We start from the raw sequence: 23,612 nt of genomic DNA on the forward strand, positions 1-23,612 counted from the left end.
TGCCAACTGGCCCGGTACGCAGCTTCGAGATTTCCTATTCTTGTCAATTCTGGATTGACAAAAGATAAATGTTTTAAAGTAAACTTGATATTCACTTTGAACTCGTGCCATGATGTCCATTATGGATGAACAGAAAACGCCGAAGCTAAAGTACCTGATTCAATCAGTCCCACCGGGCTTCCTTGTCGATGCGGCCTGGACGGCACGTCATGCGATCTCACGGCAATCCGTATCGGCGTATATCAAACAGGGCTGGCTCGAGCGGATCGCGACAGGCGTCTACCGACGCCCATTTTCGGCAAGAGAAACGTCGGAAGCCGTCACGGGCTGGAAAATTCCCTTGTTATCCGCGCAATGGATCATGGGACATGCATTTCATGTTGGAGGTCTGACCGCGCTTGGATTGCGCGGCCATTCCCACTACCTGCAGTTCGGCGGCAATACGCGCGTCTATCTCTATGGCTCCGATATACCTGACTGGCTTATGACATTGACAACCGATGCCAGGTTCTTCCGACGAGGTCATGGACTGTTCCCCGACGAGAACAACGGCGTGGAGAACAGCGAATTCAGCCTCTCCGATAATCCAGATGAGGAACAGGCCATGAGCCCCTGGCGCTGGCCTATCAAAATGTCGTCTGCAGAGCGGGCGATACTGGAGGTTCTCGATGAACTTCCGAAGAACGAGAGCTTTCACAACATCGACATGGTGTTCCAGGGAATGGTCAATCTGCGCCCGAAAATGTTGACGACGCTGTTGACCCAGTGTCGCAGCGTGAAGGTGAAACGCCTTTTCTTCGTCTATGCCGACAAGCACGCGCATGCTTGGCTCAAGCATATCGACAGATCGCAGATCGATATGGGACGGGGCGATCGAGCACTCGTTCCAGGCGGAAGGCTCCACCCGATTTATCGCGTAACGGTCCCTGCCGACCTGCTGCCAAAGGAGAATGTCGATGGCGCGTGATCGCTATATGCGGCAGGTCGAACTGCTCGTCCGGACGTTGCCCTATATCGCGCGGCAGGATGTCTTCGCTCTCAAGGGGGGAACGGCTATCAACCTATTCTACAGGGATATGCCTCGATTGTCGGTCGATATCGACCTCACCTACCTTCCCATCGAGGATCGGGAAACAACGCTCAGCGGTATCGACGCGGCGCTTGACCGAATTCGCGACGACCTGCTGAAAAACCTGCGCGGCGTCGATGTCCAGCGGATCGCCGGTGGCGGCAACAATGACACGCGGGTGCTCGTCCGGCAGGGCACCACTGACATCAAGATCGAGACCTCGCCGGTCGCGCGTGGAACGGTGCATCCTCCGGAACTGCGGACGGTCACGGATGGGGTGGCCAATGCCTTTGGCTTTGCAGAAATGCAGGTCGTGTCATTCGAGGATCTATTTGGTGGCAAGCTTCATGCCGCCGTGGACCGCCAGCATCCGCGCGATCTCTTCGACGTGAAGCTGCTCTACGATCATGAAGGGCTAACCGATGCGTTGTTTCGGACCTTTCTCATCTACGTTGCAAGCTCCGGCCGCCCCCCGCATGAGTTGATCAGGCCGTCATTGTCCGAAATCGATGACGCCTTCGTGAAAGAATTCGAAGGCATGACCATCGAGCCTGTCAGCCTGATCGAACTGAAAGACGCGCGAGTCCGGCTGACAGATGACCTTCGAGCCCGCCTCGACGATAAAGCGATGCGATTCCTGCTTACTCTCCATGATACGGAACCGGATTTCGACGCCATCGGGTTGCCACAGGCAGCGGCACTACCGGCAGTACGGTGGAAATTGCTCAATTTAGCAAAGCTGAAGCAGCAGAACCCCGAAAAACACGCTATGCAGCGTGGGGAGATTGAGAATATGTTTGCTTGAGCCCACTGCATTCTCAAGCTCGGCGGGCCGCAGGCTTCTTACTCAGGGGTCGAACCAACGCAGCGGACACTACCGGCATGCGACCTCGCGCCACCTGCAGGCGGGCATAGCCCGGAGCAAAACATAGAAGAGCATCGGAGCTTTCAGCATCGCGCCGGCCGAACAGGGCGGGAAAGCGGGAATTCTCGACATGGATCGCCCGGAAAAGGGGAGCCGCAGGAGCCTTAGCATAGGTGGGCTAATCGGCTTCGTGCCCCATCCCATCCGTACGGAGAAAGGCGCTGCACCACACTGCCGATGATACAGTCACTTGTCGGAAACAGGCATAACCATCATGCAGAGGAGCGCAGCCATGAAACACTATGTCGGCCTCGATGTCTCGGTCAAAGAAACGAGCGTCTGTATCGTCGATGAAAGCGGGAACCTATGCAAGGAACGGAAGGTGGCATCTCATCCGGAGGACCTTGTAGCGATCCTGAGCGATCCGGCATTTAGCCTTGAGAGAGTGGGTATCGAGGCTGGACCGTTGTCTCAATGGCTGTTTGAAGGGCTGGCAAAAGCGGGCTTCCCGTTTTTTGCGTCGAGACGCGACACACCAAGGCATTCCTTGACGCTCTGCAACAGAACAAAAGCGACCGGAACGATGCGCGCGGCATTGCCCATATGATGCGGGTCGGCCTGTTCAAGGACGTGCATGTGAAGACGCTCACCAGCCAGAAGCGCCGCGCCTTGCTAACGGCCCGATCGTTGTTGCAGGAGAAGGCAATTGACCTGGAGAACGAGATGCGCGGGCTTCTGCGCAACTTCGGGCTGAAGGTCGGCCATGCCTCTGGCGGCACGTTCGAGAGAAGGATACTCGAACTCGTCGAAGACGACACTGAACTGGCGGAAATCATGGAGCCACTGCTCGCCGGACGACGCAAGTTGCGAGAAGGCTTGGCCAAGCTGGAGAAGCGGGTTTTATCGGAGGCCAAGCAGGATGAGGTTTGCAGGCGGCTGATGACAGTACCTGGCGCTGGACCCATCGTCTCGCTCGCCTATGTCTCGACGATCGATATTCCCAGCAGGTTTCGTCATTCCCGATCGGTCGGAGCGATATTGGGCCTCACTCCAGTGCTGAAACAGTCCGGCGAAATGAGCCGGGTTGGCCATGTCTCTCTACGCGGGGACGCCATGATGCGGCGACTACTCTATGAGGCCGCCCAGTCGATGATGACACGCGTGGTGGAATGGTGCTGGTTGAAGGCATGGGCCATGAACATCGCCAAGCGCCACGGCAGCAAGAAAGCCAAGGTCGCACTGGCCCGCCGCCTCGCCGTTGTCATGCATCGCATTTGGATGAATGGCACCGAGTTTCGGTGGACGAGGGATGACAATGTCTCAACTGTTGCGGCATAACGGTCAGCTACCAAGGCGAGAAGTTCGAGTTTAAGGTTCCGCGTAGCGGCGGAAGACGTCCTTCGCGGACGATGGTGATGTGAGTTCGTGGCGGCGTTTATTCCGATGATCCGTCATCAGGATGCAGCATAGATTGGGCCACATCATCTACTGGACCCCATCATGGGAGGGCCGAGTGCCGATCCTGGAGAGCAGCGCGGGCCGCGAAAAGACGTTGAACGCTGCATCAGCCGGACGCAGATAACACCTGCTCCTGTAGAGCAACGCTTTCGGCTGAAAAGCGCCAATAGCAGTCATAGCTACCGCAAGACAAAATTTGCGGTAGCTCCCAGTAAGGGCTGAAAACTGCCGGCACAATTCAAGAGAGCCAGCATGACCTCCCGCTAGTCCCGCGCGGTCCACAGGGCAAACGTCTCTCGTTGGTCTCCCGCTCTGACTGCCTCCAGGTAGCGCGGCTTCCAAACATCACCTATGAAGACCTCCATGGTCGTGGGCAATTTCGGACGATCCGCGTGCTCCCCATGGAACCTGACGATGCCATTATTGAGAGCGTCAGCACTCAGTGTGTCGTCCTGCCATTTCTCCGGCGTCCCAAACCGCGCCAGAAATTCAGCTTCCACGTCTTTGCGGGTCGTCTCGATGTGTCGGTACTCCACCGGCCTGCCGATCTCCTTGCCAATCATCGCGACCAATTCGTTCATCGAGATATCTTCCGAGCCGACGTCGCGATAGACACGGTGTATGCCCGTCGGATTGGTCAGTTCCTTCGCCGCCAGCCATGCGATGTCATCGGTCGCCACCCAGGGCATCTTCAAATCAGGTTTGCAGAACCAGGCAATTCGACCGTATTGGGCAACCGGCCCCGTCCACGCCAAAACATTCTCCATGAACCAGGCGGCGCGCAGGTGGACCAGATTGACAGTGTCGAGTTGGTTGAGCTTTTCGTCCAGCTGGTGGAAGCTTTCGAAATGGCCGGTTTTCCCTTTGACCTCCGAACCCATGGCCGTCAGGCTAACGGCCAGTTTGACGGAGGATTTTTCGAGCGCATCGACAAAGCGCTCGGCAACAGCGGGGTAGTGTCCCTCGATGTTGTTCCAATCGGTCTTCACCATCAGGAACGCGGCATCTGCACCCTGGAAAAATTGGTCAAGGTCTCCCGCGCCTGTGTCGAAGCTTCCGATAAACGGCTCGGCTCCGAGCGCGACCAGTGCGTCCAAGGCTGGGCCACCTCTCGACAGCGCTCTGACCTGATGCCCGGCGCTCAACAGGGTCCGGGTCAGCTTGGCGCCAATTCGTCCCGTGGCGCCGACGACAGAAATTCGCATGACAGTCTCCATTCGGTTGTTAATCACCCAGGAATAGACTATTGCCGTGCGTACGAATTTGGAGATAATGCCAGATGATCTCAAAATCGGGCCAATCCGCAAAACGGCGTCCCTGCTCCGACGACATTGAACCCGACCGGTCGAATCGTCCGGCCTTCGCTGTCCGTCTCGACTTCAGTGACTATGAGGCTGAAGTGCCCCAGCACCAGCACAAGGAAGGGCAGCTCATTTTGGCGCTGCACGGGGCCGTCACATGCCGAACGGAGAATGGCATCTGGATTGTCCCGCCAGACTGCGGCGTCTGGATACCCGGCGGCGTGCCGCACAGCAACCAGGTTACGTCCAACGCACGCCTGTCCTATCTGTTCGTTCATCCAGACGCGGCGACCCTGCCGCAGGAGTGCTGCACTCTGTCTGTGTCGCCCATGCTCCGCGAGATGATCCTTCGACTGGCAGATGTATCTGCCAACTATGCTCCGAACGATCATGTCGGCCGTATGGTGCGGGTCTTGCTGGACGAACTCGCACAAATGCCGATACAGGGGCTGGAATTACCAGCTTCCAGCCATCCCAAAATCGCCGCGATCACCGCTGCCCTTATGGCGGAGCCGAGCGACCGTCGCACGCTCGTGGAGTGGGCGGCGTACGTTGCCATGAGCGAGCGATCCTTGAAGCGGTTGATGGTCCTGGAAACGGGACTGACCTTCGGCCGGTGGCGGCGGCAACTGCATCTGGTCATCGCGTTGCGTGAACTTGCCAGCGGAGCGACGGTCCAGAGGGTGTCGAGCGAATTGGGATATGAATCCGCTACCGCTTTCATTGTCATGTTCAAGAAGGCATTGGGCACAACGCCAACGCGATACTTCGCGAACTGATTTGCCAAATAGCCGAATTCGGCAACGCTGCTCGGCCTTCGCAGTATGTGCGATGAGCGCAATGGGCCAAGTAATGACGAGACATGCTATGATCCGGCTGCCTGACGGAGGCGACGCGGTGGGAGGAGTGGCGGAGGGCTTGGCATGGACGCCGTCGTACTGCGTAATCGATATCCATGGAATAAAGGAATCCTGGTAGGCCAGAAGCGCCCACTGCAGCCAAAGAACGTGTGGTCGATCCGCGTTCGACTAGAGATGAGCGGCGCGATCCGGGAACTGGCGCTCTTCAACCTCGCCATCGACAGCAAGCTTCGCGCTTGTGACCTCGTCAAGCTGAGGGTTGAGGACTTATGGTCCGGTAGTTCGATCCGAGATCGAGCCACCATCATCCAAAAGAAGACGAAGCGGCCTGTCCAGTTCGAAGTCACCGAGCAGACAAAGATCGCGCTCGCGGCGTGGCTTCCCTTTGTTCGAAGGAACGGCAGCAGCTATCTGTTTCCCAGCAGCCGAAAAACGTCGCAGCATCTGTCGACAAGGCAGTATGCGCGAATTGTCCACCGATGGGTCAGGTCAATCGGGCTCGACACCAGCTCCTATGGCACTCACTCCCTGAGGAGAACCAAGGCAGCCCAGATTTACAAGAAAACGGGCAACCTTCGAGCCGTCCAGATTCTGCTCGGCCATACCAAGCTGGAAAGCACCGTGCGTTACCTTGGCGTAGAAGTCGACGACGCCCTTAGAATTGCGGAGCAGATTGAGCTGTAGCTATAGCTATCGGCTCGCGGCCATCGGCTCTAGCCGGTGGTCTCTCTCGCGCCAACAGCAGTCATTGTCAGCATTGCAAAACCGTCTATATTCCGACGTGCCAGCGGTCAGGAAAACAAGTGGCGTTTCAAGCGGATTCTTGCGACTCCAGTCGTGAGTTTTTTGCCTAATTAGCAGGTCGTGGAACATGCGCCGCATTCGACAATTCTCCATTGTTGTTATCACGATTATCGTTCTTGGGGTTTTCGGGATTGGCGGATGGCTGACCTTCAGCCCACCCGATTTGCTGCTAGTCGCCACAGGCTATGCGGCCAAAATGGTTTGCTCGAACGTGTTCATTGCCAAACGTGACCCGGATGCGGCTATTGCAACCGATGTTAAGCTAGCGCTTAAAAATACAACCAAGCGAATAAAAATCAAGGTTAACACCGAAAACCAACGTGTTGACGCTGCATACCTTGGCCTCTTCGGCAAACGCCGCGCCCAATACACTGAGGGGCGCGGCTGTACTCTGGACTCAACGGATGAAGTCACTTATCGCGAAGTCGTAACTCTTCTGCCGCCAACGACGTCTGATGCGCTCTGGCCGGTCGGCGACAAGGTGCAATTGTCAGACAACAAACAATTACAGGCCGTGCTGAACGATGCGGCTCTTCAGGGGCCAGGGATGCGCGCGATCGTCGTTGTTCGTGATGGACAGATTGTCGGTGAAACCTATGGCGCAGGCTTCGGGCCTTCAACACCATTGCTAGGTTGGTCCATGACGAAGACCGTGAACGCTGCGCTGGTCGGCATGGCGATCAAAGACCGAAAGCTATCGCTGGATCAGAGAAGTCTGTTCCCGCAATGGGCCAATGACGCACGTAAGAACATTTCCGTGGCCGATTTGATGTCCATGACAAGCGGCCTAGAATGGAGTGAAGAAGGCACTTTTCCGGATACGTATATACTGGAGTATCTCGCTAAAGATGCGGCGGCATTCGCGAGAGACCGGCCTCTTGTCACTCCGCCGGGAACAAAATTCAATTATTCAGGTGGCTCGTCGGTCCTTCTGGCGCGGCTTTGGCAGAATGCGGTGGGAGCAGACTCACAAACTTTTCCAAAGGAACGATTGTTCAAGCCTTTGGGCATGAAAAGTGCCGTACTTGAATCAGACGTCTCAGGCACATTTCTCGGTGAAGGCTATCTCTACGCTAGTGCACGCGATTGGGCACGTTTCGGCGAATTCCTGCGCCTGAACGGGGAGTGGAACGGTGAGCAGCTTTTGCCGAACGGCTTTGTCAACTACATGCGCTCACCTGTGCCGGTCTCCGATGAGGGACATGGTCCCGCTTACGGCCGTGGACAGCTTTGGCTAGGACCCGGCCAAGGATTTACCTTGCCGACCGACACATTCATGATGCAAGGGCACCAACGTCAGGTGATTGCAATCATTCCTTCGCGTAAACTCGTAGTTCTGCGAATGGGATTAACCCGCGAGGATATCGGTTATAGCAACGCGAAGCTGCTGTATGCGATTGTCTCGACGTTGAGAAACTCCTGACTTTTTCTATGCCCCGCTCTTCCCTAAAAGCGCTTGAGGCTTCTGCTGCAAGCCATGTCGCAAAAGTTGGAACTTTTCGGCGGGTTTTGCGATGACTAATGACCGAAATGGGCAGACTGCGGACGAACCCTTGCTTTCTTGGCTAACGGATAGACGGGATAGAGCTTGACCTCAGCCCGCCAATTAGAGAAGCGCCGCAAAGCGGAAGGCGGGACCGACTGCCCCCGGAAGAAACGTTCCATTTCAGTCTGTCGCGAAGGCGGAGCCAACGTCCGAGTTTCACGACACAGTCCGTGACAACGATCTACTCTTCCCTATCGATTAGTCGGGCCGCCACTCGCCGACCTCGATGGAACCGTTCTCGGTCAGTTCGGTACATACGAAGTGTAAAAGCTCATCGTGCGTGATGACGGCGGCGCTCAGCCGGCCAGTCCGGTACGCTCCGGTATCCAGTGCTATGCGATTTGAGTAAACTTCGGGCCGCAGCGACTTTGTGATCGTGTGACCGTGTAAAACGACGTGGTCAAGAACGTCCATGTGGTCGAGAAAACCGGCCCTGATCCAGCGCAAGTCGTATTCGTCCTGTTTTGCGAGCAGAATGCCGGGACGTATTCCAGCGTGAACAAAACAGAAGCGGCCCATTTCCATGAACGTATACGCGTTTTCGAGCAAGTCCACATGATGTGGGAAGACGCGGCGGATATCGGCGGCGATGTTCTCAAAATCTGGCACCGGACGACTGGAATATGCACTCACTGTCGCGACGCCTCCCCAGTCCATCCAATTGACAGCGTCCTCATAGGTGAGAGCACCGCGAAGGAACTCACGCAGGTAAAAATCATGATTGCCGAGAATGAGCCGGGAGCCCGGATAGAGATCGAGTGTCGAGCAGACCTGATCGAGTACCTTCGGACTGTGAGGGCCGCGATCGATCAGATCGCCCAGAAAGATCACAACAGGCTTAGACTGATGATTATTCGCATAGGCGGCGATGTATCCAAGCATGGCTTCGAGAAGATCGGCGCGTCCATGGACGTCGGCAATGGCATAGACGGTGGATGGTAAGCTCTCGGTCGGTATCACTACTTTTTCCTGCAGGCGAAGCCAACGCGTGGTGATCGCCCTTGTGCTTGCAACATGTCGGAGCTTGGAGCGGCGGGGACGGGACCAGGGCCAAACCTCGGCGGTGGCATTCCTATAGGCCATGCCGGCGGTGGCACGCTACCAAAAGTGAGTGTGGCGCGAGATTTTCCGCCCCGCCTATCGCCCGTTCCTGCCATGAACGGAATAGTGCGACCCATGGGGCATCACAACGTCTCCTCAAAAGAGATCAAAGCAAATGTGGCCGGCACCAGCCACGTCTACCGTTATTGCAAACCAGTTTCGACCATCGTTTGCACCATGTCGGCATCACGACGCGGATGTAGACGGAAGGCAAGGACAGAACTCGGCGAACGAATGGGAAGAAACGCCCGTCCGCTTTCGCTGCTTCGGCATCAATCAAATGGAGAAGGACGCCGCCCATGGCTCCTTCCCCGCCACAAATGGGCCAACCGTCGATGCTCGGCGACAGATCGCGCTCAAGAAGTGGAACATTTAAGTGCAGGGGATGAATCTTCCACGAACTGACGTTTGCATCGTCCAAGGTTGCTTTATTTTGTAGGTAAACCTGATCGTAACCGACGGCCGCGATAAAGTCATACCCCTGGTTGTCTATCTCGGGCTCAGTAAGATGCAACTGGATCCCATGCTGTGCGGTTGTCTGCTTTAGATCCAGCGCTGCCTTCATATGGAGAATATTTCCCCGGGCAACGAAGTTATTTGGGTCTTTGAAAAAGTCATACAGGCTCATATGTGGCGGCCTTAGATATAGTTGAAGTTCAGTCGCACAGTCAGCCCGTGGGGCCCCGATGGATTAGAACGTACCGCCCCTTTCCTGCTGGTGTTCATGATCTTCAGGCCTTTTCCTTCGCCCCAGTCTGTTTCGCCGGCAACCTCTTTCAGCCACTGAAACATGCGGGGAAAGTGACGGTTTTCACCAACGTTGATACGTCCACTCAGCCCCTTAACACCCCAAAGATGATCTAACGCTCGGCGGAGAAACTGGTCCAACGGAATATCTTCCCCGTCATTTCCACTTTCACGCGCTTGGTCAGCGACGGAATAGACCGCGGCTTTAAACTCGTTCGGAGTTATATCGTCCACGTCCCGAATTCCCGATGGGATGGGCGCTAGAAGGCTTGTGAATAATTGGTCCGGGTTTGTCGGGTTAGCTAGATCGTAGCCGCGAGCCCTTAGTTCATTGACGATCTTTTCAAGCCCGCGTTTCTCAACGAGTTTCCGTTTGATCTCGTCTAAAAGACGCTTGAAGCCGGCTTTGCCTTGCACTGAAATTTCAATGTGCTCGCCGTAAATCTCCAACCATACGTCCCTCAATGCGTTGACTGCATTCCAGTAAATTTGGCCGCCAAGCTTGGCGCCCCAAGGGGTGTACCCGAATTCGTCATCCCTCATAACCAAGCTCCTATCCTATCAAATGAACAACCGGGCGCAGTTTTCCTGACATGTATTGCGCGCCCGCAGTTTTTGGTTGATGATTCTAGTGATCACAGTTATTAAGTATTGCAGGAAGCCCTCGCAGTTATCATGGCTCGATTTTAGCATGACCGTAATTCTCACCGCATGCACGATGCGCAAGCGTTTTTCCCCAGATGTATTGCTCAATGCCAGGGCAATCACGGCGGGAACGACGCGTTCGGTGGGAGAAGATTGGCGTGATCGGATACGGCGCGCGGAACCTCAAGTTTCGGCATCCGACCTGTACGCCGGAAGGAGTATGGCAGAGGCCAAAACGGCCGCCCAAGCAATTGGGGCTAAATTGACCATAGCGTCGGCCGGTCTTGGGTTGGTACCGGCGGAAAAGAAGATTCCGAGCTACAACCTTACTGTCTCGCCAGGTTCAGTAGACTCGATCTTAAGGAAGCTTCCACCCGAAGCTGATGCCCACGACTGGTGGCTGGAGGTATTCTCCAGTCGGCAGGCCGAGGCGGTGTCCGAGGTGCTGCAGGGCAGTTCTCACGCCTTACTACTTGTGTCGCTCCCACATTCCTACCTTCTGATGCTGACGCCGCTTCTTATCTCCCTTTCGACGGCGAATGCAGGGCGATTGCGGATCATGACGACCTCCACCAAAGTGGATCTCGCCCCTGCCTTGAGACCTTTCCTACTTCCATATGACAAGCGCCTGGATGGCCCCGACAGCCCCATCCCAGTAACCATGGGCGACTATGCTTCGCGCGCGCTAAGGCACTTCGTAACCAACGTTCTGCTCGATAATCCTGACGGTAACATAGCTGATCACGCTGATGCGGTGCGCTCCAGGCTACTCGATTGGCGGTTCCCGGAGCGAAAAGCGGGCAAGCGTGTAGGTGACCAAGAAGTCCTAAAACTGCTGCGCGACAATTGGGCCGTGGCTAACGGCAGTTCTACAAAACTATTGCGGATGTTCCGGGACGACATGAACATCGCCTGCGAACAAGGCCGCTTCTCGCGACTTGCCGCAATTGTGCGAAACGAGGTCAAAGCCTAATGAGTGCACAAGATCATATCGCGGTACGGGCGGTCAAAACGCAGCAGGGCGTCGAAACGGATGTGTACGCGTTTTTCCTTCCGGGATCCGAGGTCATGAAGATCGCCGAAATCAGTCGGATTCAGCGCGACGACAATGAATTGAAAGGTTTCCAGCGGCAAGAAATCCGCAGTCACGTCAATTCCATCGTCGAATTCCTGGATAGTGGTCCCGTTCTTTTCCCCAATGCGATCATTCTTGCCCTCTCAAAGGATGTAACTTTCACAGCCGCGAGAGGCTCGAAGCCTTCCGAAGCGGTGGAAATCGTGACGTCGGGCACTTTACGTATCCCAGTTCCCGCATCCGGCAGCAAAGCCGCTTGGATCGTGGATGGTCAGCAGCGCTCGCTCGCGCTTTCGCGAACGCAGAACAAGGACATACCGGTTCCTGTCATTGCGTTCGTCTCCCACGATATTGAAGTTCAGCGTCAGCAGTTCATTTTGGTCAATAAGGTGAAAGCGCTGGACACGCGTTTGATTGACGAACTACTTCCTGAAGTCAGCACACTTTTGCCAAAGGATTTGGCTGAGAACAAACTGCCAAGCGAACTTTGCAATTTGCTCAACACGCACAAAGACTCGCCGTTCTACCGACTGATCAAAAGAAAGTCTGATAAGAAATCATCCAACGCGGTTATCGTGGACTCTGCTCTCATCGCGGCGGTCAAAGCGAATTTGAAGCTCCATACCAGTGCTCTGAGCCAATATGTCAACACAGACGGCACCTCTGATGCCGATGAGATGTTCAACATGCTGGTGAAATACTGGACAGCAGTCAAAGACACCTTCCCTGAAGCGTGGGGGAAGGCGCCCGAAAAGAGCAGGCTAATGCACATGGCCGGGATCCGTGCGATGGGAGCCCTCATGGATCCCGTCATGTTGCGTGCTGAAAGCAGCATGGACGTCGAGCAAGACATTCGCCAATCTCTCGGTCGTTTGAAGCCATATTGCTGCTGGACGGCAGGCAAGTGGGATGATCTCGGATGGAAGTGGAACGACCTTCAGGGCACCTCGCAACATATCGACAGGCTTTCGCAGTATCTCATTCAACTTGATCGCAAGCTTTCAAAGGCCTCACGATGAAGTTCATTTTTGCCGACAGCCTCGACCACGTCGATCCCGGATACGATTTCCTTCGCGACCGATACTCTGCAGATCGCAAGCCATATTGGGATGACGTCTATCCCCATGAGATTATGGGTTATGCGCCTTACGATGGCATGCTTGTTTCGCGCGGGATTGTCGGCGGGACGGCAGTCGGCGGAAAATATACTGAAGCCCAGGCCATGCGCTTCCGTCGCGACGGCGCTCGAAGCTTTCTTCGGCTCGATAAGCCACCGTTCAGCACACTTCCTATCTTTGGGGACTGCGGTGCGTTCACGTATCATAAGGAAGAGCGACCACCGTACACGTCGGAGGATACCGCCGAGTTCTACGATGACGGCCGTTTCACCCATGGCTGCTCCGTCGACCATATCATTTTCGACTTCGACGAAGACCTGACGGGTTTTAACGGTGGGACGGAAGACGCCCGCCGCCGGTTCGACATAACTCTCCAAAACGCGGCCGAGTTTAAAGTCTCCACCCGCCACATGTCTAGCCGCTTCACCCCACTTGGGGTCATTCAGGGATGGTCGCCCGGAAGCATGGCAGAGGCCGCCCGTCAACTCGTCGCTATGGGCTACGACTACCTTGCTCTCGGGGGTACCGTTCCTCTGAAAGCCTCGCAGATCAAGGCCTGCCTCCGAGAAATCAGGGAGGCAGTTCCGCAAAGCACGAGAATACATGTCCTTGGATTTGCCAAGGCAGACGAAATCGAAACTTTCGAACCCTTCAACATCACGAGTTTCGACACGACCTCGCCGCTTATCCGTGCTTTCAAAGATGCGAAGGCGAACTACTACCTGCCGAATTCTGCGGGAAGACTAGACTATTACACGGCAATACGCGTGCCGCAGGCGCTGGAGAACCCGAAACTTCAGCGGCTTGCGAAGCGCGGCGCTTTGAATCAGGAAGAATTGGTCAAGATGGAACGCAGCGCCTTAGATGCGCTCCGAGCTTACGACCGATACGAAGCGTCGATCGACGACACACTTGAGGCTGTCTTGACCTACGCTACGCCAGCGTTGATGGGCGCGCCTCTTGCCGATCTTCCTGGAACGCGAGCAGTCGACGATCTCAGGGCGCGTTACAGGCGAACGTTGGAAGATCGGCCGTGGAAGGCATGCGCCTGTCCGATCTGCCAAGCACTCTCGATCGAGGTTCTTATTTTCAGGGCGAGTAACCGTAACAAGCGCCGCGGAATCCATAACCTGGGCGTCTACAAATCGCTCGTAAACAAACTCCCATCTAGAAGTGAATTAAATGACGAAGCTGACATTCCAGGCGATACAAGCAAAGCAAAGCCAGACCCACACGGTCCTATCGTTTGCAGCCCTTGCATCTGAACTTCAGCAGTTCGCCACCATCGAGCGTGTTGCCCGTAACGAAGCGGGTGCGCTGAGTGGTTTTCAGCGCCCTCAGATCGCTGGTCACATCAGGGAAATCCGGGACTATCTGGAGAAGCCGGAAGCCATCCTTCCGAATCCTATCGTGGTTGCGTTTATCGACCGCGTCGAGGTTGGGCCTGTCGATGTTGATGGACGGTGTACTGTCGAGATTAACCTCGCCCGCGGCGCGCCAGGTCTCGTCGTCGATGGACAACAACGCCTGACAGCCCTTTCCCAAGTTCATGAGAAGGATTTTCAGGTATTCGTTTCGGCCGTGATCTGTGCGGATGAAGCCGAATTGCGCCGACAATTCGTCCTCATCAACAACACGCGGCCTTTGCCCAAATCTTTGATCTACGAACTGTTGCCCACTGTTCGGGGTTTGCCGCGCAGGCTTAGCGATCGATCACTTGCTGCGGAATTGGCTGCAAAGCTAAATTTCGACCCACATTCATCGCTGAAGGGATATATCTATCAGCACACGAACCCGACGGGTATTATCCGCGACACCGCCATTCAACGCGTGATCATCAACTCGGTCAGCGATGGCATCATGCGCGAGATGGTCAAAGAGCCAAACGGCACAGAATTGTGTTTTGATCTGGTGAATGAATTCTATCGGGCCGTTCAATACGTGTTTCGAGACGAGTGGCGCGACCACACTCCGAAAACGTCTCGCTTGGTCCATGGCGCGGGCATTATGGCACTGGGATACGTCATGGAAATCCTGGCGCTCCTCGATGGGGCCAGGTCATGGCAAGATTTCGCCAAGGGCTTGGCGTGCCTTGTCGGCCGTACCGCGTGGACATCTGGGCAGTGGGACTTTGGCAACGGCGATCAACGGCATTGGAAATCGGTGCAAAACGTCAATCGTGACATTGTCACTCTGGGGCAATACCTGAATACAATTGTGAGGAAGGACGTCAAAGCGCGTCGGGCGGCGGCGACCGAAGTGCAAGACCTGAAAATTTCGGTACCAAGCGAGAGGGCTCAATGACCTATGCGGTAAAAGAGCTTTTCAAAACCTTGCAGGGAGAAGGCGCGCAGGCCGGCCGCGCAGCAGTTTTCTGCCGTTTCGCCGGCTGTAACCTGTGGTCCGGCCGCGAGCAGGACCGCCAAAATGCGGTGTGCCAGTTCTGCGATACAGACTTCATCGGGACAGATGGCGAAGGCGGCGGCAAGTTTCGTGACGCCGGCGAGCTTGCGTCGGAGATCGCTCGGACATGGGGGGACGTGCAGAGCAGGCGCTATGTTGTCTTCACCGGCGGCGAACCGCTGCTGCAGATTGATGATGCGCTGATTGCGGCGGTCCACGAACACGGTTTCGAGATCGCAATCGAAACCAACGGGACGATCGAACCGCCGGAGGGCATCGATTGGATCTGCGTCAGTCCGAAGGCCGGCGCGCCATTCAATCTCAAATCCGGCAGCGAACTGAAGCTGGTTTATCCGCAGGCGCAGTTGCTTCCTGACGATCTCCCCGAGGTTTCCTTCGAGCACTATTTCCTGCAGCCAATGGACGGGCCGGAACAGTTTCAAAATATCGCGGCCGTGACGGCATTTTGTCTCGAAAACCCCCGCTGGCGGCTCAGCCTGCAGACACACAAAATGATCGGGATCCCATGAAAATCACACAAGCATTTACATTTGAGGCGGCCCACAGACTTCCAAATGTGCCCACAACGCACAAATGCCACCGCATGCACGGGCATTCCTACCGGGTCGAACTGCAACTCAAAGGCTCCGTTGATCCACGGACTGGTTTTGTGATCGACTTTTTTGATGTGGAGAAAGTTTTCGGGCCGGTTCTCGAGAGCCTCGATCATCATACACTCAACGACATAGACGGCCTCGAAAACCCGACAGCGGAGAATATCGCTGTCTGGATTTGGCAAAAGGTCAAGCCGCTGCTCGACGAGTTGAATTCCGTGAAGGTATTCGAAACGCCATCCTGCTGGGCGGAGTTTGAAGGCAATTAAAAGGAATCGGGCGATGTCGACGACTGCACTGGTGCTATTTTCTGGCGGCCAAGATTCAACGACCTGCTTGGCCTGGGCGCTCGACCGCTTCGAGCGCGTGGAGACCGTCGGTTTCGATTATGGTCAGCGCCATCGGATCGAGCTCGAATGCCGGGACACGTTGCGCGCTAAAATGACCGCGCTCAATCCTGTATGGGCGGATCGCCTTGGAGATGATCACACGATATCGCTCGCCGCACTCGGTGAGATCTCGGATACCGCGTTGACCAGTGGCATGCAGATCGAAATGTCCGCATCCGGACTTCCAAATACGTTCGTGCCTGGTCGAAACTTGATATTTCTGACCTTTGCAGCCGCCCTGGCGTATCGTCGCGGCCTAAAGCATATCGTAGGGGGAATGTGCGAGACGGATTATTCTGGCTATCCCGACTGCCGTGACGATACGATCAAAGCCTTGCAGGTGGCGCTCAACATTGGAATGGAAAAGCGGTTCGTCCTCGACACACCGTTGATGTGGATCGACAAAGCCCAAACTTGGCAACTGGCCAGGGATTTGGGCGGCCGGGCGCTCGTGGATATCATCGTGAAGGATAGCCACACCTGCTATCTCGGCGAGCGAGGCGTGTTTCATGATTGGGGTTATGGCTGTGGCACGTGCCCGGCCTGTGACCTGCGGGCAAAAGGATACGAAAAGTTCGTCGCGGAAGGAGTGTGACAAGGAGAGCGGGATGAATACGCGAAACAGACAATGGATCGAGGGCGGGATTTTTCTTGCTGGCTTCACCGCCTGCATCCCGCTCGCCAATTATATGATTGGCCATGTCGGCACGATCTGCGTGCCTAACGGTCCCTGCATGATCCCCGTCGGCTTTGGTCTGACGGCGCCAAGCGGTGTCCTGCTCGTCGGGCTTGCCCTCGTTCTGCGCGACCTGGTGCAGCGTCGCCTCGGCCTTTTGTGGTCGCTCGGAGCGATCATAGTTGGCGCTTTCCTGTCGACGACCTTCACGGCGCCGTCTTTGGCGCTGGCCTCTGCAAGCGCCTTCCTGATCTCCGAGTTCGCTGACCTGCTGGTGTTCACGCCTCTGCAGAAAAAGGGCCTGGTCAAAGCGGCCTTTGCAAGCAGTATTGTCGGCCTCATCGTCGATAGCGTGATGTTTCTTTGGCTGGCATTCGGTTCGCTTGATTTTATGGCTGGACAGGTTGTAGGGAAATTGATCATGGTTGTAGCGGCGCTTCCAGTACTGTTCTGGATCCGCAACCGCGACCGACGATTGGGGCTGATGGCAGCATGACGACAGAGGCCGAGGATAAACTGGGATGTATCCAGGCCGTTTTTGAGGCCATTAGGGGTAAGTCTATCTCCTTCTTTCCTCGAGTCGACGACAATCGCGCCCCGGGCAAGCTGCGCACGCTTACCGACAAGGAAGCGATCGAAGTAATTGGTGCCGAGGTCAAGCAGTTGGCGCCTGACAAAGACTCCCTTGAGGCCGCGTTGAAGGTCGCTCGCGAGTCTCTCGACGAAGTCACTGCTCAGACCGACTATCAGGACGGAAAAGCGACGCGGTTACTCACCATCTTGACCTTTATGTCCGCCTTCTCCGGACTTGCCTTCAACCGGCTTGCGGATGGCTATCCGCTCTCGATTATATCCTGGGCCGATAAATGGTCAGCAATCAACAGCGGCCTGGTTGTCGTCAGTTATCTGCTCTTCGCAGCGTTTGCCTTGCTAGCCACCTCCGGGGCTCTGGTGACGTTTCATGCGATCAGGGTTCGCTTCCGCTATCCAAGAGCAGTTGCGAAGGACAAGCCTCCGGTCTCGATGCTTTTTTGGATGGGGATCTCGCGTACTCAGCCAAACCGGTGGGCAAAAGCCTTCGTTGACCCCGCCGATGCGACAAAAGTCGCACCGGAACTGCGGACGGAATACCTTAGGAACTATATTGTCGAAACATATCTGATCGCCGCTAAGGTCGCCGATAAAGTGAGGTTTCTAGAGCCGGCGCAGCGCATCCAGTCCTGGGCTATCACGGCCTTGTTCTCTTGGATTATCACAACGGCTGGCGTATTTGCCTTTGTGCATCCGGTTAAAAAAGAGTCTAATCCGGTGATTCGAATAGAAACGCCGATTTCCTCGGTGTGCATTACTGGTGAAAACAATGTCTCCACGGCAGCAAACGGCCAGCCTTGCAGCACCTCGCCCTGACACGGGTCGCGCGGGACCGCTGGTCCTGATTGATGCGGATAACACCCTCTGGGACACGGATGGCGTTTTTGCCAAAGCGCAGTTGGGTCTTCTAGACGCGGTCGAGCATGCCGCCGAGTTGACTGGTCCTGAGGTCAATCGCCTAGAGTTCGTCCGGAAATTCGATCAGGAATTGGCTCAGAGGCATCATCTTGGTCTTCGCTATCCTACGCGCCTGCTCATCGATGCGTTGACACTCGGGCTACGGGGCGTGGATTTTCGAGAGGCTGTGCGGCGTGCCTGGAGCAATGGTGCGGATTCAGGTCTCGGCCGTGCTGTGGTGGCCAACATCGAGAGCCAGTTCTTCGCAAACATCGCAAAACAGCCAAAGCTCCTTGTTGGCGTCGTTAAGGGTTTGCGCGACCTTGCCTCCATCGGCGCGACGTCGGTCGTTTTCACGGAAGGGAGCCGTAAGCGTGTGATGCGCACGATCGAATCGCACCAACTCAGCGGGTTCGTAGATCGTGTCTTTGAGGCGCCAAAAACGGTCCGCATGTTTGAGCGGGTGAAGAAACTGGCGACGGTCAACCAGTCAGTCTATGTGATTGGCGATCAGCTTACCCGCGACATCCGACCGGCAAACGAGGCTGGTGTCAAGACGATCTATATACCTGGCGGCTTTCAGCCGAAGTGGGAGTTCGAAGCCGGCACCCTGCCGACATTCCAAGCTCCCTCGTTCGATGCGGCGGTGACGTTCCTGCTTCACTCCGAAGATGATACCCGCCCGGCCGACTAGGCGGGTGAAAACCCGAACTATTTGCGGGTCCAGAACAGGACGTAATCCTCGCCGACCTCCTCGTATTCACGCCGCTCCAGAAGAAGGGGCTCGTGAACCTGCTTTTGTCAGCAGTGTTGCCGGCCTCATCGTCGACAGCAGAACGTTTCTTTGACTCGCCTTCGGCTCGCTGGATTTCCTGGCTGGCCAAGTTGTCAGTAAACTGGACACCTCTAAAAACCTCCCCATTTTCCGCGTTTCATGATTCAATCCGGCCAGTGTGATTTTCTGGGAGCGGATGATGCGTGGGCAACCGGGCTTTTGGGATTTGGATGATCGTTACGAACGGCTGAGTGCCGTCGGCGATCCGCTGGAGAAGCTCAACAGCATCATTCCATGGGCGATATTTGAAAAACCTTTAGCGAAGGCGCTGAAGCGGTCCGACGGATCGAAGGGTGGACGTCCACCATTTCCGTCGGTTCTGATGTTTAAAATCCTGGTGCTGCAAGCGCTTTATAATCTCTCCGACGACCAAGCGGAGTTTGTTATCCAGGACCGGCTGTCGTTTATGCGTTTCCTTGGCCTTTCCCTTTCGCAGAAGGTGCCGGATGCCAAGACGATCTGGCTGTTCCGAGAGAGTTTGGTGCGTGCAGGTGCCATTGATAATCTGTTTGCCCGTTTCGACAAGCATCTCTCACGTTCCGGATATCTGGCCAAAGGCGGGCAGATCGTTGACGCCACGATCATCCAGGCTCCCAAGCAACATAACAGCCAGGACGAGAAAGACGCGATCAAGGCCGGCGAAATCCCTGAGGACTGGAAGGATAAACCCGCCAGGCTGGCCCAGAAGGACCGCGACGCGCGATGGACAGTGAAGTATTCCAAGGCGAAACGGCCAACGGAGACGCCGACGTCGACGACGACTGGCCAGCACGATATTGCCATTCCAATGTTTGGTTACAAAAACCATGCAGGCATCGACCGAGCCCATGGCTTTATCCGGGGATGGACGGTGACGAGTGCGAGCGCCCATGACGGAGCCCAGCTTCGAAACGTAGTGACCAAAGACAATACCGCGTCGACGGTCTGGGCCGATACGGCCTATCGCTCCAAGACCAACGAGGAATGGTTGCAGGACAATGGCCTAAAGTCCGACATCCATCAGAAGAAGCCAAAGGGCAAACCCATGCCGGAGGCGATGTCGCGCGCCAACGGCCGTCGTTCGAAGGTCCGCTCCGCCATCGAACATGTCTTTGCGCGGCAGAAGGACAAGATGAAGCTCTTCGTGCGCACCATCGGAATCAGCCGAGCGAGGGTGAAGATCGGCATGGCCAATATCACCTACAACATGCTTCGCTATGTCTGGCTGACTGGAAAACCACGGACCGCATAACGCGCAGCTGGCCGGAAGGCCGAAATGCATGCCGCAGATGCGGCAATCATCACAAAAAATGGGCGATCATCCGCGCGAGTTCATCGCGGAAATACATCCACGGCACCATCTTGCCAACTGCGACCGGTAAATCGAGGTGTCCAACTTATCACGGTGATCGCGACACCACCGTTTCCGATCTGGAGCCGGAGCCGCGATCGGCGTCCGGGGCTATCGCCAGCATGAATCAGATCGACCTCACCACCAGTCTAGCGCCGTGAGCCGTCTCTGACCAAGAATCACTCCTGGTCGCTCGTCTTGTAAAGGCTGAGGTAGCTTTTGATTTGGGGCCAGTCGGTTATCTTCTCGTGCAACTTGATCTTCAGCGTGCGGATATCGCGTTCTATCAGTTCGCGACCGGATGACGTGTCCAAGCTCTTGAGCGACCATGGATCACGCCAAAAGTCAGTGGGGATTCCCTTGATCAGATCTTTGGCCTTTTTGCCTGCCGTCAAGCCGTTGTCGCCCATCACAGGCGCGTCCGAAAAAACGGGGTCATAGTCGGATTTCAACTTTTCGACGATCATTTCAGTAAGGGTTTGAATACTCGCCTTCAACACAAGGTTGGGAAACTGAGCGGCGTTTTTGTAGTCGATTCCGTATTCACCGAAAACAGCCGCCCAGATAGCGTACAGGACAGACAGCGCGTCGCTCTCATCCTCTTTGGCCTCCGGAAATGCGCGCACAATCGCCCGTATAGACTGCTCAACAGCACTGGGAGGAAGGCTTGCCGCTGGACCTTCTGTGTGCCTGTTGTTCACCCAATCGATCATTCGATAGAACGGGCTGTCAGCATTTTCAGAAACAACGTCAATGGCGGTCGCGAACTTTGGCACCGTGACCGACGCTTGTGTGAGTCGCGTGCGAAGCGTCGACTCGATTTGATCAAAGTTAGCAATCAACGCTCGCAAGTTGTCTGTTGGGACCTTGTGAGCCTTGTTGTTAATTGTAACGAACTGGAATGCGCGCTCTAACTTCGGCATCTGAACAAAAAGAGACACTGGGATTGCAGCATCAAAGTCAAGCAGAGCCATCCCTCGGAGCCTGTGCTGACCATCGATAATGAACGACGATTCTTTCACTGCATCGGAAAACGTTATCTGGACCTTGCCGTCGATTGGCGCCGTCATGTGGAAGCATGCGGCGTCCGCTTTTATATCCTCTAGCGTGTCCACCTTGGCAACAGTTTCATCAAACGCAATAGTCACCCCAGCCGGGATCACATTGTTGGGGGACGCCTTGAAGAATTTGGTGATTTGCTTCAGCCTGGAATCAACCAAAGCCCGTTGGACATTCCCGCTGTCGATCTTAGAGTCGGACTCGAAAAGCCTTCAATGATATCGATACCTTGCAAGGCGCCGAGTGATCAGGCGAATGTGGGCGATCATGATCCATGCCTGTGAGGAGGCGATGGACTTTTCTACGTCTTTTGCCAGTCTTCGGCATCTGCCAAGCCAGGCGAAGGTCCGCTCGACGACCCAGCGTCGTGGCAGCACGTCAAAGCCTTTCGCTTTGTCCGAGCGCTTGATGATCTCGACCGTCCAGCGCCCGATCTTCTTCAGTCGCCGCTTCAGCTTGTCGCCTGCATAACCACCATCGGCGAAGACATGCAGCAACCATGGCCACCTGTGGCGAATGGATTTCAGGAGATCGGGAGCACCGTCGCGATCCTGGATGTCGGCGCTGTGCACCATGAGGCCGACCATCAGGCCGAGCGTATCGACGATGATATGGCGCTTGCGCCCTTTGACCTTCTTGCCCGCATCGTAGCCTCGTATGCCGCCACTTTCCGTGGTTTTCACGCTCTGGCTATCGATCACGCCAGCCGTCGGGCTTGCCTCTCGGCCCTCCAACTCGCGAGCCTCCATCACCAGATGATGGTTGATACGTGTCCAAAGTCCCAGTGCACGCCATTCATAGAAATAACGCTGGACGGTTGAACAGGGCGGAAAGTCCTTTGGCAGCATGCGCCACTGGCAACCGGTCGTGGCGATGTAAAGCAGAGCGTTGACGACCTCGCGCAAATCAGTGGTGCGGGGACGGCCCAAGCGGCGGGGTATCGGCAGAAAAGGCTCAACCAAAACCCATTCCCGATCCGTCATGTCACTTGCGTAGCGTGCCGTGCGCCGGGCATAGTGCCGACGGGTGATTTCAGTCCAGGCCATCGTGTACTCCATCGAATCTTCGCAAATCCGAAGGAATCATAACCTGTTGAAATCACCCACCTCTTTTTGAGGCAGCCTCTTAATATCGTCAGCATGCGCCCAACGGATGATGTCCTTCGGGTTCGCCACAAAAACCAGAAAGGGGACTTGTCCGCCGGGCTGCTGGTCGACAAAAAATGCTTCATAGCTATTCACGAATGAGTACTCCATCCAGGCTGTGTTCTTCGACGCATCTGACGCAAACGATCTGCGTATTGAGAAAATGATAAGTGTCACGCCTGTTTTTCTTGAGAAGGTACAGTTGTTCATCCTCCTGCGCATAAAAATGTACTCCGCAGACCGAGCAGGAACCCCTTTGCTTCCATAAAAGAGCGAACTTCATGTCAGAAGATGCAACATCCGCTTTGACGTTGTGCGGCTTTTCCGATTTTGTTATCGCCTTTTCAATAGGGAAGTCAGCATAACTGATACTGTGCCCCTTGATTTTGTTGCAGGCATTACAGCACGCAGCGAGATTATCGGTTCCTCGTCCCCCTCCCTTTGACTGGGGGAAGATGTGATCGACCTCGAAGGCCCGTGTGTCTCGACCGACGCCATTTCCGTTACTGTTGTCGACCGTCTCTTCATAGGTCAGTCGCTGACCGCAAATGTAGCATCGATGCCCTTTTCGGCCGGCGAAGGCCTTGATCCGTTGGTTTTGATTTTTGGTGAGTGACGCGCCGGCATTTGTATCGAGTCGTTCGCAAATCAATCGGACATAGGAAACGACCTGATCCCGGGCTGGCACCGACAGATTGAGCAGATCATCGACGACTTCTTCAAGCTTCGACTGAAGAGTATCATCATCCAAGTCCTTATAATTCCGGAAGGTAACAATGCCCTGTACAATTAATCTCGAGAGCAGATAATTAGTAAGACGAATATTGATGAATTCAAACTCATCGAGATTTCTTAGGCTTCTCGGAAGATCAATAGTCGCTTCGCGTCTTAAGAGGTTCCAGAGAATTTCTCCCCAATGAGCAGTTTTGCTTTCGAGGTCTTCGGACAAGACGTATGATCGGCCTAAAGTAATACCGGTTGGTTCCATTAAAAGATCTCTGCAATTTTCAAGCGCCTAATGTCCCTACGAACATGTTCTGTTAATTTCGTATCGCCTCGTCAAGATTTTATTCGGGCCTACCGC

Annotated in this window: 24 protein-coding genes and 1 pseudogene; 17 read left to right on the plus strand and 8 right to left on the minus strand. The window is 55.3% G+C overall.

The genetic code is table 11. The features are described from left to right. Nucleotides 1–121: 121 nt before the first annotated feature. From V6582_RS20595 to V6582_RS20605, 3 genes and pseudogenes are all read left to right on the plus strand, one after another. Nucleotides 122–967: a type IV toxin-antitoxin system AbiEi family antitoxin domain-containing protein gene (locus V6582_RS20595; protein ID WP_156634764.1), complete on the plus strand. Its 846-nt coding sequence runs from the start codon at nucleotides 122–124 to the stop codon at nucleotides 965–967. Beyond that, nucleotides 957–1,874 carry a nucleotidyl transferase AbiEii/AbiGii toxin family protein gene (locus V6582_RS20600; RefSeq protein WP_156634765.1) on the plus strand — a complete coding sequence of 306 codons (918 nt, stop codon included), beginning with the start codon at nucleotides 957–959 and terminating at the stop codon, nucleotides 1,872–1,874. Before V6582_RS20595 ends, V6582_RS20600 begins: the two co-directional genes overlap by 11 nt. Nucleotides 1,875–2,226: 352 nt before the next feature. Continuing rightward, nucleotides 2,227–3,272: pseudogene (locus V6582_RS20605) on the plus strand (IS110 family transposase). Nucleotides 3,273–3,655: 383 nt separating this feature from the next. On the opposite strand, the gene V6582_RS20610 reads toward V6582_RS20605, so the two are convergent. Continuing rightward, complete coding sequence (locus tag V6582_RS20610; RefSeq protein WP_156634766.1) at nucleotides 3,656–4,597, minus strand: NmrA family NAD(P)-binding protein; 942 nt, start codon at nucleotides 4,595–4,597, stop codon at nucleotides 3,656–3,658. 74 nt (nucleotides 4,598–4,671) lie between these two features. Here V6582_RS20610 and V6582_RS20615 point away from each other — a divergent pair, with 74 nt between their 5' ends. The 3 genes from V6582_RS20615 (at nucleotide 4,672) to V6582_RS20625 (ending at nucleotide 7,780) form a co-directional block, all read left to right on the plus strand. Next, nucleotides 4,672–5,472 (plus strand): AraC family transcriptional regulator, encoded by an 801-nt coding sequence (locus tag V6582_RS20615; RefSeq protein WP_156634767.1) that lies wholly within the window; start codon nucleotides 4,672–4,674, stop codon nucleotides 5,470–5,472. Between the two features lie 144 nt (nucleotides 5,473–5,616). Beyond that, nucleotides 5,617–6,237 (plus strand): tyrosine-type recombinase/integrase, encoded by a 621-nt coding sequence (locus V6582_RS20620; RefSeq protein ID WP_156634768.1) that lies wholly within the window; start codon nucleotides 5,617–5,619, stop codon nucleotides 6,235–6,237. A 187-nt stretch (nucleotides 6,238–6,424) separates the two neighbouring features. Beyond that, nucleotides 6,425–7,780, plus strand: a complete 1,356-nt coding sequence (locus tag V6582_RS20625) for a serine hydrolase domain-containing protein (RefSeq protein ID WP_156634769.1) — start codon at nucleotides 6,425–6,427, stop codon at nucleotides 7,778–7,780. A 321-nt stretch (nucleotides 7,781–8,101) separates the two neighbouring features. On the opposite strand, the gene V6582_RS20630 is transcribed toward V6582_RS20625, so the two are convergent. The 3 genes from V6582_RS20630 to V6582_RS20640 all read right to left on the minus strand — a co-directional run bounded on the left by V6582_RS20630 (nucleotide 8,102) and on the right by V6582_RS20640 (nucleotide 10,294). Further along, the gene (locus tag V6582_RS20630; RefSeq protein WP_337739412.1) at nucleotides 8,102–8,863 is read right to left on the minus strand and encodes a metallophosphoesterase; all 762 of its coding nucleotides are present in this window, start codon (nucleotides 8,861–8,863) and stop codon (nucleotides 8,102–8,104) included. 247 nt (nucleotides 8,864–9,110) lie between these two features. Beyond that, entirely contained in the window at nucleotides 9,111–9,632 is a 522-nt protein-coding gene (locus V6582_RS20635) for a hypothetical protein (protein WP_156634771.1), read from the minus strand. Between the two features lie 11 nt (nucleotides 9,633–9,643). Further along, nucleotides 9,644–10,294, minus strand: a complete 651-nt coding sequence (locus V6582_RS20640; protein WP_156634772.1) for a hypothetical protein — start codon at nucleotides 10,292–10,294, stop codon at nucleotides 9,644–9,646. A 148-nt stretch (nucleotides 10,295–10,442) separates the two neighbouring features. Between V6582_RS20640 and V6582_RS20645 the strand changes: the two genes are divergently transcribed. The 11 genes from V6582_RS20645 (at nucleotide 10,443) to V6582_RS20695 (ending at nucleotide 20,225) form a co-directional block, all read left to right on the plus strand. Beyond that, nucleotides 10,443–11,369, plus strand: coding sequence for a hypothetical protein (locus V6582_RS20645; RefSeq protein ID WP_156634773.1), 927 nt, complete (start codon nucleotides 10,443–10,445; stop codon nucleotides 11,367–11,369). Beyond that, complete coding sequence (gene dbpB, locus V6582_RS20650; protein WP_156634774.1) at nucleotides 11,369–12,490, plus strand: DGQHR domain-containing protein DpdB; 1,122 nt, start codon at nucleotides 11,369–11,371, stop codon at nucleotides 12,488–12,490. Before V6582_RS20645 ends, dbpB (V6582_RS20650) begins: the two co-directional genes overlap by 1 nt. After that, nucleotides 12,487–13,854: a tRNA-guanine transglycosylase DpdA gene (gene dpdA / locus V6582_RS20655; RefSeq protein WP_156634775.1), complete on the plus strand. Its 1,368-nt coding sequence runs from the start codon at nucleotides 12,487–12,489 to the stop codon at nucleotides 13,852–13,854. Before dbpB (V6582_RS20650) ends, dpdA begins: the two co-directional genes overlap by 4 nt. Then, on the plus strand, nucleotides 13,772–14,893 hold the full coding sequence (gene dbpB, locus V6582_RS20660; protein WP_156634776.1) for a DGQHR domain-containing protein DpdB: 1,122 nt from the start codon (nucleotides 13,772–13,774) through the stop codon (nucleotides 14,891–14,893). Before dpdA ends, dbpB (V6582_RS20660) begins: the two co-directional genes overlap by 83 nt. Next, nucleotides 14,890–15,522 carry a 7-carboxy-7-deazaguanine synthase gene (gene queE / locus V6582_RS20665; RefSeq protein ID WP_156634777.1) on the plus strand — a complete coding sequence of 211 codons (633 nt, stop codon included), beginning with the start codon at nucleotides 14,890–14,892 and terminating at the stop codon, nucleotides 15,520–15,522. The genes dbpB (V6582_RS20660) and queE overlap by 4 nt, the downstream gene beginning before the upstream one ends. Beyond that, nucleotides 15,519–15,875: a 6-carboxytetrahydropterin synthase QueD gene (queD, locus tag V6582_RS20670; protein WP_065661845.1), complete on the plus strand. Its 357-nt coding sequence runs from the start codon at nucleotides 15,519–15,521 to the stop codon at nucleotides 15,873–15,875. Before queE ends, queD begins: the two co-directional genes overlap by 4 nt. A 13-nt stretch (nucleotides 15,876–15,888) precedes the next feature. Then, a complete protein-coding gene (queC, locus tag V6582_RS20675; RefSeq protein ID WP_156634778.1) occupies nucleotides 15,889–16,590 on the plus strand; it encodes a 7-cyano-7-deazaguanine synthase QueC in 702 nt (233 codons plus the stop codon). A 13-nt stretch (nucleotides 16,591–16,603) separates the two neighbouring features. Further along, nucleotides 16,604–17,167 (plus strand): VUT family protein, encoded by a 564-nt coding sequence (locus V6582_RS20680; RefSeq protein WP_156634779.1) that lies wholly within the window; start codon nucleotides 16,604–16,606, stop codon nucleotides 17,165–17,167. Next, on the plus strand, nucleotides 17,164–18,078 hold the full coding sequence (locus tag V6582_RS20685; RefSeq protein ID WP_156634780.1) for a hypothetical protein: 915 nt from the start codon (nucleotides 17,164–17,166) through the stop codon (nucleotides 18,076–18,078). Before V6582_RS20680 ends, V6582_RS20685 begins: the two co-directional genes overlap by 4 nt. Beyond that, nucleotides 18,032–18,853: an HAD family hydrolase gene (locus tag V6582_RS20690; RefSeq protein WP_156634781.1), complete on the plus strand. Its 822-nt coding sequence runs from the start codon at nucleotides 18,032–18,034 to the stop codon at nucleotides 18,851–18,853. The genes V6582_RS20685 and V6582_RS20690 overlap by 47 nt, the downstream gene beginning before the upstream one ends. Before the next feature lie 280 nt (nucleotides 18,854–19,133). Beyond that, nucleotides 19,134–20,225: an IS5 family transposase gene (locus V6582_RS20695; RefSeq protein WP_349508847.1), complete on the plus strand. Its 1,092-nt coding sequence runs from the start codon at nucleotides 19,134–19,136 to the stop codon at nucleotides 20,223–20,225. Nucleotides 20,226–20,503: 278 nt separating this feature from the next. Here the strand turns inward: V6582_RS20695 and V6582_RS20700 are convergent, their stop codons facing one another. The 4 genes from V6582_RS20700 to V6582_RS20715 are packed head-to-tail and all read right to left on the minus strand — an operon-like array spanning nucleotide 20,504 to nucleotide 23,516. After that, the gene (locus V6582_RS20700; protein ID WP_156634947.1) at nucleotides 20,504–21,544 is read right to left on the minus strand and encodes a DGQHR domain-containing protein; all 1,041 of its coding nucleotides are present in this window, start codon (nucleotides 21,542–21,544) and stop codon (nucleotides 20,504–20,506) included. 51 nt (nucleotides 21,545–21,595) lie between these two features. After that, the gene (locus V6582_RS20705) at nucleotides 21,596–22,429 is read right to left on the minus strand and encodes an IS5 family transposase (protein WP_156634951.1); all 834 of its coding nucleotides are present in this window, start codon (nucleotides 22,427–22,429) and stop codon (nucleotides 21,596–21,598) included. 36 nt (nucleotides 22,430–22,465) lie between these two features. Next, a complete protein-coding gene (locus tag V6582_RS20710; RefSeq protein ID WP_156634448.1) occupies nucleotides 22,466–22,624 on the minus strand; it encodes a hypothetical protein in 159 nt (52 codons plus the stop codon). Then, complete coding sequence (locus V6582_RS20715; RefSeq protein ID WP_156634447.1) at nucleotides 22,617–23,516, minus strand: HNH endonuclease; 900 nt, start codon at nucleotides 23,514–23,516, stop codon at nucleotides 22,617–22,619. The genes V6582_RS20710 and V6582_RS20715 overlap by 8 nt, the downstream gene beginning before the upstream one ends. Nucleotides 23,517–23,612: the final 96 nt, after the last annotated feature.

Source organism: Agrobacterium vitis, from assembly GCF_037039395.1.
In the GTDB taxonomy this organism is placed as follows: Bacteria; Pseudomonadota; Alphaproteobacteria; order Rhizobiales; family Rhizobiaceae; genus Allorhizobium; species Allorhizobium vitis_E.